A 9,869-nucleotide genomic window follows, 5' to 3' on the forward strand; every position below is an offset into this window, starting at 1 on the left:
AATGGCGGCGTTTACTTGGTGAAACCCTTCGGCCCTCACAGATAGCGCGTCCATACAACACTGACCGAAGGCGTGCCGTTCGAACCACCAGTCGTTTGATTCGGGATCTGGCCAGGATTGAACGTGGAGGGCAGTTGGCTGACATCGATCGTCGTGCTCGCCCCCCAAGCCGACCCAGAGGAATTTCCGCCCTGGTTGGCGACGGTGATGTAGCCCTGGATCGATGTACTGCCGCCTGTGGAGAGGATGCCACCCGCCAGAATGTCGCCGAAGATGCTGTTGGATGCACCCAGCGAGATGTTGCCGCCGGAGAACGTGTTGTTCTGGTAACCACCGGCCAGCAGCGCAACGTTGCCGATGGCGCTAGGCGTGTAGGCACCGGCCGAGCAGAAATTCGTCGGATACAGTGCTGGGAATGCCGCATTGCTACATTGCTCGCTGGCCCCACCATAGTTGAGTGCATGAACGACCGTACTACCACTTGTGGTGATGTTGCCTGTCGCTATCACGGTGTTTTCGTACGTACCGACACCCAGATTCAGGTCACCGTGGAACCACACCACGCCTGGCGCCATAGTCGCGCCGTCGGTTTTCCATGCGCCGTTGACGTACGAAAAACAGCTGTTGTAAGCAGAGAACCCGTTGCAGATCTTCGCCACGCATTGATTGGCGTTGTACGTCTTGGTAGTGCATAGCCAATCCTGGTTGCCGTCGCTGCCCGTCAAATAGTACGTACCGTCTGGAATCGTGTTGACGTTGGAAACCGTGACCTGCATGTTGTTTTGCGCATCGACATCAAATACATAGTTGGCTGCGCTCTTGAGCGGCCAAGCGTCAATAGTCGCGGTCTGAATAGAAGCCAGTGTGAGCGGGGTTAGCGATACGGGCGACCAGGGGCTTTGCGTGACATGCACCTTACTGCCGTTCCACGAGGGAATGGACACGGAGCCCCCCACGGTACCGTTGCTGACACTCCCCCCGCTGCTCGATTGGGTGAAATTGCCCTGGGCATTCAGGGTTGTGATCGTGCCCCCATCCTCCAGCACATTGCCCTGCGCGTTCAATCTCGTGATCGTGCTACTCGAAGTATTCGCATCACCATAGGTACTGATGGTATCGACCTGGGAACCCGGTCCCACCTTCACGCCCCCGATGGCGTTTATTTTGGTCACATTGTCGCTGCTCACCAATGTGGTCAACCCATTGCTAGTGATGGTCCCTACGGTAATACGGTTGCTGACCATCACGTTTTTCATCGACTTGACCTCCATGTATTGACCGGTCGCGTTGATGTTGACGTCGCCCTGCGCGGCAACTACGTTGGCGCTGGCGCCGCCATTCAGGTTGATCGTCCCGGTTGCATAAAGCAAATTGAAACCACCAATGCTGCCGGACGAAGTGATGTCACCATTGACCATGAAACTCGTACTGCCCGTAGTCCCAGCATTAGCCTGTACCGAACCGGTCAACTGCAGATTGCCGTTGATGTTGATCATGTTCGACAGCGTGGCGGTAGCCGACGATGCGCTGCCGACACAGTAGACGCTTTGCACCGTGGCATTGGCGCCGCCACTCGTGCCCGTGATGTTGGCCGTAATCTGAGTACCTTTCTGGCATGCGGAAGTGTTGGCCTGCGCTTGCACGACCGTACCCGAGATACCGCTCATACCGGAAAGCGCTATTGCGCTACCTGCCGTCGGTAGCTGCGATGTTCCGCTCACCTGATACAGATATTGACGGAAGGCATCAACGCCGTTCCATGCCTTCATCTGAGCCTGCGTGAGCGCATGTGTGGTTCGGGAAACATCCTGGGTGCTGCGAATGTAGTGCATGGTGCCTAACGCGGCGACGGACAGTGCCATGCCAACGATCAACACCACCTGAATTGCAGCAATGCCACGTTGCCTGCTCTTGAGGCAGGAGGAGCGATATGGAGCAGACATGGTCAATCAGGTGGTGAAGTTCGGAAGGCAGGACAACCATGAGCCGGAGCCAGTCTTTGTGGCCCAATTCATTTGGATTTGCAGACCTGCGGTGTTCTGGCTTGCATTGGAGATGCCTTTCTCGGACCCAATTTGCGCCGACAGGGTTGTCGAGGGCATTTCCGAGCCGTAGGGCCAGCATGGACTGTTGTGCACAGCGGTCGCCCCGAAAGTAACGGGCGCCGGCAAAGCGATGTCAGCGACCAAGCGGGTGATGGTCCATTGTTGTGTCGCCCAGCTTGTGGGAAGTGGATCACATGCGCCGGCCGCCTGCAGCCAATACAGCGCCCCCGTCGTCTGATTAGAGACCAAGCCCTGGCAAGACCATGCTGCGGTGGAAGAGGACTGCGTGGGATTGCTTTCCCAGAAGATCGCGTTGCCGGTAGTGCTGGTCGAGCCGATGGTTTGCAGCGTGGTGCCGGTGGTTTGAAGCGTGCTCGTGCCACCCGCTCCACTCAACACAAGACCGCTGACGAGAACGAAATTCGTGTTGACGGTGGGCGATGCTATGCCAAAGCCGGCACCCTGCAACATGTTCTGGGCGGTCAACAAGGCGCTCGCTACCTGCCGATCCTGGATGGCACGCGGCTGCATGCCAGAATCCTTGTCGAACACATTGCGCGACACCGCGCGAAACAGGCCAAGCATGGCCAGGATGGCCAGCAGGGAGATGATCTGCCCTACCATCAAACTGATGAGCGATATGCCCTGCTGACGCGTACGAAAATGGAATGCCATGACTATTGGCCCGCGTTCTGGAACAGCAGGGAGGTACTTCCCATTCTTTTGTCCGAAACCTCATAGGCGAGGACAGGAACCAATACGGACTTCGAGGTCGCACCGACACTGACGGTCAGTTGCTGGTAAGCGCATTTCAGGGTGGTTGGCGCAGCAGTTCCACCAATCACGACGGCTGCCTTGTTGGAACTACCGTCGCTTGCGTTATCGCCATTCCCTTGCCCAGAGTTTTTGGAGTTCAACGCTGCCGCATTGGCGCAAACCGAGTTCATACCCTGCGTCTGCAATTGCGAGCGCAACTGGGTCACGGCTTGGTTTTGTGCGCCGAGTGTGGCCTGCCCCACGGCGGCCCGACTCAAGGTAAATGCCATGCCCACGCCAACGATCGCCGTCAAGATGACCGAGATCAACGACTCCACCAACGTACTGCCCGATTGATGGGACTTAGTTAAGGATGCCAGAAGCATTGGCTCCTCCGCTGTTCAAAACGAAATTCCCCGTCGTGGAGCAAGACACCCCCCCAACTGCCGCAGTGGTAGGTAGGCCAACGTTGCTGTAGGCAATGCACTGGGTATCAGAACCATCCAGAGTTGCCGCCACCGGCATCGACGCCGACCATACTGCGCCAGTGCAATTCATGGACGACGGTGCTTGCTCTTGCACACATACCGAGCGATTGATCAGCAGGAGATACGCCGCGCCAACGCCTCCCGTTGCATTGCTGGTATTGCGCAGCGCGCGCGCTTTGGCGTGCGCTGCTCCCTGCACGAGCAAGGTCTGTCCGAGACTCACGTTGGCCTGTGTAATCCACGTTCCACTAAGCGGCACAACCGCCAAGGCAAGCAGGGCCACGATGATCAGCACAACAGCGATTTCCGCGAGGGTCACCCCGCGTTCGTACCGGGTTCGCATGGTGCCACTACCAGGAAGTAAATCCGCAAGCGCTGGTCGCCGTGCGGTTGTTGTTCTGATCCAGCGTCAAGACACAGCCAGACATCATTCCGGATGCCCCGGTTGCGGTCAGCAGATAGGTGGTCGCAGTGGTGGTTCGGGTGTAGTTAAAGTTGGATTTCTCTGCCGGATTCCAGCCGGAAAACGACGTGCCGTCGACGACCGTGTTGGACGCAAGCGGGTCGGGGTACTGAAACTTGAGTTGATAGGCGTTCTCCAGATTCAGCGACAATGCAGTCAAGTCACCAGCAGCGCCTTTTGCGTGGCTCTTCACGATATAGCGCGTATACGACGGAATCGCAATCATCGCCAGGATGGCGACGATAACAACGACGATCATCAATTCCACCAGCGTAAAGGCCCCCGCCTTAGATTTCGAGTTACCAGGTCTCATCTTAAATTGAACAGATCGTGGTTCTTCGCCTCGATGATCTTCATGTTCAGCACCTGCGTGTCTTTCAACTTGCGCAACTCATTGACACTGGTGGTGCCCTGGGTTGTCACCAGATTTTTTCCACAGAGGTCGTCCCACTTCCGAATGCCCGAGGAAGTTCTTGTGATCATCCGGATGCCGGCGATGTAATGCGGGATCGTGAACGCCACCCTCTCACGGCGCTCCCGAGCATTGGTGGTTGACCCGCATTCAAGATCAGCTTGGCCTTGCTCAATGGCAGTCATGCGGGTCGACGGCGTCACCATCAGGTAGCGCACCTTCAGGTCCGGTCGCTTGAGGTCCGTACGCAACTTGTCGACCACGCGTTGACAGAGGTCGAGCATATCCGATGGGTTGCATATCGACGTCGTTGTAGGCGAAAGGGATGGCGCTCTCGCGGTGCGCCAAGCGCACGATGCCGGTGTCACGGATGCGATCGAGAACCGGCGTGGAGGATGCCAGGCTGACAACCGGCATGGCAGCAAACAGCAAGAGACCCAGCAGCACTGTCCTGCGCAGTGCCAACTTGCTAGGCAGCATGATTCTTCCCCGAATGACCTTTAAATTAGCAGCACTGTTATGTAATCGTGTCCGGCTTTTGGCTGGAGGGCCGGTTGCATGATAGTTCACAATACGGGCCACATCTCCACACAAAATAAAACGCCTGCGCGGGAAAACAACAAATATTCAAAAATACTCAAACCCAAGTCCTCACGAATCCCTAACAACTTGATCGTGAAATAATGCCGAAAGGAATACCGTGTTATCGTAAATAAATTCAGACTCACACTAGGGTCGGGGAACTACCACAGCGTGGTCCGATAGCGGCCGGGCATCTTGGATTTTGCAGAGACAGCCTAGAATCGGATCGACCCTGCTCGCGAGCGTTTGGTTGTTGCTCGCACTAAACGAGTGCTTTTTGCATTTCGATTTGGTGGAACATTGGCTCTCCGATCAAAAACACTGAACGGGGCGCCTGCCTATGCAGCCTGAATTTCTCTATCGACGTGTCTACCTGCATGCTTGGCCGGATTTGATCGGCATGCCTGCAGATCAACTGCCCGCAATGGCACGCATTTGCGCCTTGGTTAACCGCAAGCCGATGGTTGCGTCGTTGATTCCCCTGATCCTGGATCTTCCCAAGACCGAGGTCTTCATCGCATTGGAACGGCTGCGCGATCTGTCCTGCATCCACATGCCGGCCTATGAAGCGGTGGTGGCAGACCGCCTTTCATCGGCGCACGCTGAACCAGCTAACACACCTGCGATGGTTCCGGAAGACATGCCGCTGGTCGCTCCGGGATTCATCACCCGTCTGTGGACTCGCCTGAACACGGCTTCGCGCAGGTGAGATAACGTGGAACGCGGCGTACTATTTATCGGTCCGGTAGGCTCGGGAAAAACGCGGGCGATTGCCAGTGTGTCCGAAATTGATGTGGTCAACACCGATGTGTGCGCCACCGACGAAACCCAAGCAATCAAGTCGCACACAACTGTCGCCATGGATGTCGGCACCGTCCATCTGGGAGATCGGGACAAACTGCGCCTCTACGGTGCCCCTGGACAGTCACGCTTTGACTTCATGTGGGACATCCTGCTGGACCAATCGCATGCGGTGGTGCTGCTGCTGAACCACTGCAATCTTGATCCGCTAGCCGATCTGGGTTTCTATCTGGAAGCACTCGAAGCACGGTTGACGGGGCGAACCATGCCGCTGATCGTCGGAGTTACGCATACCGATCTGACCCACGATACGTCCTTGCATTCGTACCAGCGCTGGCTGGAACAGTATCCCTGCCACTTCGCCCGGGGGACTCCACCCGTCTTGCGACTGGATGCACGCCAGCCCGAGCACATGCGGGCATTGCTAGTTACCGTGGCAGCCCTGCTGGAAATGGTGGAACGCTACCCGCGCGAAGCGGCCGGCCGTCACTGAGACGATGGTGAGCGCCTCTGCGATTCAATTGCTCGGCTTCAGCCTGTCTTTCGGACGGGGAGCCGTGCTTGATCGGCTCAACCTGAGCGTACCGAGCCATGGCTGCACGGTATTACTCGGACCATCGGGAACAGGCAAGTCCAGCCTGCTGTACTGCCTGGCAGGTCGCCTCGACGGCCATCCCCATGTCCGCCTCGACGGCGAAGCCCGCTATTTCGGCAAAGCGCTCAAGAACGGCCATCGGCCCGCGCTAGTCGAACAGAAACCCCACCTGCTGGTTCAGTCGGTACGCGAAAGCCTGGTGAGTCTATGGCCTCGACGCGACTCGTTGAACTACGTGCAGCAGACCAAGCAACTGGTCCAAGCCTTGTGCTCTTGGCAGTTGTACGCACTGGCGGACAAGCTGGACACTTGCGTGATCGAACTGGCGCTCCACGAGCAGCGTATGGTCGCCATCCTGCGCAAGTGGCTGGCCGAGCCAGGACTGCTGATGGTTGACGAGCCCACGGCAGAACTCTCGGATATCGCTGCTGCAGAAGTACTTGCTCTGATCAATCGACTCAAGCGTGAGCGACCCATACTGGTGGTTTCTCACCATCTACAGCAGACCCGGCAGTTGGCTGACCACGTTCTGCTCTTGGCCAGCGGTTGCCTACAAGAAGCCAGCACGTGCAGCAGTTTTTTCGAGCACCCGCGCAGCGAAGCTACACGCCAATTCATCCGCACAGGCTCTTGTCCAGAACTGGCACGCGATACCGCCGAACTTGAAAATGCCTTTGGGTGCGGACTCCGGCCCACGGAGAGTCAAGACACACCACCGCGCCGGCAGCTTGCCCACTCGGTTGGGCGCGGCCCGGAAGGGTTCGTCTGGTTGCTGCCCGGCCAGCTTGCAGGCACACCCTGGCCAGGTGCGTTCCATCCACAAGAGCATGACCTGCAGGCTCTGCGCGACACAGGCGTAACACGATTGCTGTCTTTGACGGAAGCGCCGTTCAGCGAGCAAGTGGCGTCAGCGTACGGTCTGAAAGTGGCTTTCGAGCCTATCCCTGATAGAACCCCACCGACCATTACGCAGGCCGAACGGCTGTGCCGGCACATCGATGCGTGGCTGCAAGCCCAAGATGCCGTGGCGGTGCACTGTCATGCGGGCCTTGGCCGAACCGGCACCGTACTCGCTGCCTATCTTTTGTGGCGCGAACGTGGACAAGCACTCACGCCCGACGCCTCAATGGCGCTCCAGCGGGTGAGGCGCTTGCGGTGGGGCATGGTCCAAACGCACACGCAAGAACGCTTCCTTTTTCAGTTCGCCCAGCGACTCGCTACCTCACAAACCACTTTCCAACCCCTCTGACTGAGAAGAAGGCCATGAGCACACTCGATAGTTCCCTGCAAAAAGCCGTAACGGGCATCCCTGATTGCGTAGCCGCCGGCTACGTCGACTTGTCTTCCGGCATGGTGCTGAGCATCAAGACGGTCGATTCGCACCCGTCGGCGGTAATCGAACTGCTGGCTGCCGCCACTGCCGACATGTTCCAAGGCCCCAATGTTTCTGCCATCGAGCGCATGTTCCGCAAGGCGCGCGGTCTGCCGGAGAACCAGGATGCCCACTACTTCCAGGAAATCATCGTGAACAGTGAGAATCTGATCCACGTGTTCCTGCGCAGCAAGCGCCAGCAGCAGGTTGCGGCATTCGTATGTCGCAAAGGAGCCAACCTCGGCATGGTACTGACCAAGGCGCGCATGGCTATGCCGGAAATCGAAGCTTCGCTTTGATCCCGCGACATCCTCGGCCCTGAACATCGCATGACGAATCCGTTGAAACAGCCTGCAATGGCGGGCCGAGTGCGTAGCATTCTCAGGAATCTGCAGGCAAGTTCCGCACATATCGAGGCATGCGCGGTGGTGACGCTGGACGGTCTGCTGATCGCCTCCGTCATGTCGGACGAGGTGAATGCCGACCGCTTTGCCGCCATGTGCGCCTCGCTGCTGACACTCGCTTCACGTGCCGCCCAAGAAATTGCACGGGGCGATCTACGTCAGATCATCCTGGACGGAAGCGAGGGTCAGATGCTCCTGACCCATGCCGGCGGCTGCGGGGTTCTCGCCGTGGCCGGGCGCCCAACGGCCCAGCTCGGCAAATTAATTCTCGATGCCCGATCGACGGCGCGCGAGCTTGCCGAACTGGAAGGGTGATACGTCATGAGCCCCGCGCCATCCTGGCTGAGCGCGCACCCGGTCGGGGTACTAACCTGGTTGCTCCAGGCCGGGTTCAGCCAGGAGCGCGCTCTCTTTGAATACTTGCTCTTGCGGGACAATGCGACGCGCACGGATGCGCAGTCATTAGCCCAATCCACCGGACAAAATCCCAGCACCGTGGTGCGCGCGCTGTTCGCATTGGTGCGCACAGAGAGTCTCTCGGTCCACGTGGAGCCGCCCGCACCGTTCGTCTACCGAAAAGGCGGGTTGACATATTTGCAAGCAGACTTGCTCGATCTCGCCCAACCAGGGCAGAAACTGCTGCTGGCCAGCCGTGAAGGCTTCTGCCTTGCCAGCGTCGGCTGCACACGCTATGAGGAAGCCGTGCTAGCCGCTTCAGCGGGCAATGCAGGCGGCGCAATGCACGACCATGCGTTGCACTTTGCAAATCACCGTATCCATTTGATGGCATCCCGCCCGATTGACGGGCGCAACCCCGCGCTGCTCCAGCTAGGACGCCGTCTATTGGTTTTCTATGGCAGTCTGGCATACGGAGATATGCAATCGTGATCCCGCCCCTCACTATCCACGACGTCTTTAGTGAACTGACAGAGCACTGCACCGAATTGAAGGGCGCTGCCGTGGCTACTCCGGAAGGCCTGATGTTGGCCGCGACCGGCGCCTTTGACGGCGATGTGCCGGCTGCCTGCGCTGCCGGCCTCGCGGCAAACATAGACAGCCACCTGTCGTTCGTCACGCCCTCGCGGTTCAACGATAGTTTGATCTGGACTGACTCCGGCATCTGGCACCTCACACGCTTGCCGTATGGCCATCTGTTACTGATCTGGTCATCCCCCGAAGAACATGTTGGCAGGCTGCGGATTGCCACGCACCGCGCAGCGCAGCAGCTCGTGCCCATGCTGTGTTCGATGAAGTAGCGTCATTTGCCGCTTGATTGACCAAGCGCTGCTTAGTCGGTCCTGAACAATTCTCCCGGGCCTTGCGGGGCAAGGCTTTGCAGCCCGAAGGACATTGCTGCAATTGCAGGAATCAAGCATGTTGATGCGGCACTCCGTAAGCGGTCTTTTGAGGGCATCCTTGCAATCTGTGGGAGCGCGAGTTAGTCGGCCCAGAACAATCCGCTTTCCCTGCCGCCCAGTTTCATGCAGCCGACATGAGTGGGCATGTGTGAGCAAACAGAGTGCCCAGAATCCAGGCATAAAGAAGCCGCAGCTTCCTGAGGATCATGCGCAGGTTGTGGCCAGCCTCGCAGAGCACCGCGTGGATTGCATCGCCCACAGCCCCTTTGAGCGAGTTCCGATCGAGCTTGCCGTCGGCCTTCATATGACCGATGACGGGTTCGATCGCGCTGCGTCGCCGGATCATCGCCCGCAGGCCGCGCGTCACTGAGAATCTCCGCCTGCTCCAGCGCCTCGGCCAGCGTGTGCCCATCGTATGGATTGCCCGGCATCGAGCGCACACCCAGCACGAACCCCTCCTTGTGCGTCGTGGTGATCGATACCTTCACGCCGAACTCATAAGGCGTGCGCGCCTTGCCCTTGCTGATGCACTCGACTTCTGGCGCATGCAGCGCCTAGAGCTTGCCCTTGTCTTTTGACCCTGCCTCGTTTTC

General features: G+C 58.3%; 12 protein-coding genes and 2 pseudogenes. 7 read left to right on the forward strand and 7 right to left on the reverse strand.

Translation table 11 applies throughout. From position 1 onward, the window contains the following. Positions 1–35: 35 nt before the first annotated feature. The 6 genes and pseudogenes from PI87_RS27060 to PI87_RS27080 form a co-directional block, all read right to left on the reverse strand. Positions 36–1,943, reverse strand: a complete 1,908-nt coding sequence (locus PI87_RS27060; RefSeq protein WP_157003267.1) for a hypothetical protein — start codon at positions 1,941–1,943, stop codon at positions 36–38. Between the two features lie 6 nt (positions 1,944–1,949). After that, complete coding sequence (locus PI87_RS28285; RefSeq protein WP_052321794.1) at positions 1,950–2,720, reverse strand: hypothetical protein; 771 nt, start codon at positions 2,718–2,720, stop codon at positions 1,950–1,952. A gap of 2 nt (positions 2,721–2,722) precedes the next feature. Further along, positions 2,723–3,187, reverse strand: coding sequence for a PulJ/GspJ family protein (locus PI87_RS27070; RefSeq protein WP_039600833.1), 465 nt, complete (start codon positions 3,185–3,187; stop codon positions 2,723–2,725). Beyond that, positions 3,165–3,608: a pilus assembly FimT family protein gene (locus tag PI87_RS29330; RefSeq protein ID WP_157003268.1), complete on the reverse strand. Its 444-nt coding sequence runs from the start codon at positions 3,606–3,608 to the stop codon at positions 3,165–3,167. The genes PI87_RS27070 and PI87_RS29330 overlap by 23 nt, the downstream gene beginning before the upstream one ends. A gap of 31 nt (positions 3,609–3,639) precedes the next feature. Next, positions 3,640–4,065, reverse strand: a complete 426-nt coding sequence (locus tag PI87_RS27075; RefSeq protein WP_039600834.1) for a type IV pilin protein — start codon at positions 4,063–4,065, stop codon at positions 3,640–3,642. A gap of 17 nt (positions 4,066–4,082) precedes the next feature. Beyond that, positions 4,083–4,644 (reverse strand): annotated as a pseudogene (locus tag PI87_RS27080) (transporter substrate-binding domain-containing protein); the annotation flags it as partial. A gap of 442 nt (positions 4,645–5,086) precedes the next feature. On the opposite strand from PI87_RS27080, the gene PI87_RS27085 reads away from it, so the two are divergent. Genes PI87_RS27085 through PI87_RS27120 form a run of 7 tightly spaced genes read left to right on the forward strand, consistent with a single transcriptional unit; the run spans position 5,087 to position 9,174 of the window. Beyond that, positions 5,087–5,455, forward strand: a complete 369-nt coding sequence (locus PI87_RS27085) for a hypothetical protein (RefSeq protein ID WP_039600835.1) — start codon at positions 5,087–5,089, stop codon at positions 5,453–5,455. Positions 5,456–5,461: 6 nt separating this feature from the next. Next, complete coding sequence (locus PI87_RS27090) at positions 5,462–6,040, forward strand: GTP-binding protein (protein WP_039600836.1); 579 nt, start codon at positions 5,462–5,464, stop codon at positions 6,038–6,040. 7 nt (positions 6,041–6,047) lie between these two features. Continuing rightward, positions 6,048–7,391, forward strand: a complete 1,344-nt coding sequence (locus PI87_RS28290; RefSeq protein WP_198139638.1) for a phosphatase domain-containing putative toxin — start codon at positions 6,048–6,050, stop codon at positions 7,389–7,391. A gap of 14 nt (positions 7,392–7,405) precedes the next feature. After that, entirely contained in the window at positions 7,406–7,813 is a 408-nt protein-coding gene (locus PI87_RS27105) for a hypothetical protein (protein WP_039600837.1), read from the forward strand. A 30-nt stretch (positions 7,814–7,843) separates the two neighbouring features. Continuing rightward, entirely contained in the window at positions 7,844–8,233 is a 390-nt protein-coding gene (locus tag PI87_RS27110) for a roadblock/LC7 domain-containing protein (RefSeq protein WP_052321798.1), read from the forward strand. Between the two features lie 6 nt (positions 8,234–8,239). Continuing rightward, positions 8,240–8,806 carry a hypothetical protein gene (locus PI87_RS27115; RefSeq protein WP_039600839.1) on the forward strand — a complete coding sequence of 189 codons (567 nt, stop codon included), beginning with the start codon at positions 8,240–8,242 and terminating at the stop codon, positions 8,804–8,806. After that, positions 8,803–9,174: a hypothetical protein gene (locus tag PI87_RS27120; protein WP_039600840.1), complete on the forward strand. Its 372-nt coding sequence runs from the start codon at positions 8,803–8,805 to the stop codon at positions 9,172–9,174. The genes PI87_RS27115 and PI87_RS27120 overlap by 4 nt, the downstream gene beginning before the upstream one ends. Positions 9,175–9,466: 292 nt before the next feature. Here PI87_RS27120 and PI87_RS28895 read toward each other — a convergent pair. Further along, positions 9,467–9,830: pseudogene (locus PI87_RS28895) on the reverse strand (transposase); the annotation flags it as partial. Positions 9,831–9,869 lie beyond the last annotated feature (39 nt).

Source organism: Ralstonia sp. A12, from assembly GCF_000801955.1.
GTDB lineage: Bacteria > Pseudomonadota > Gammaproteobacteria > Burkholderiales > Burkholderiaceae > Ralstonia.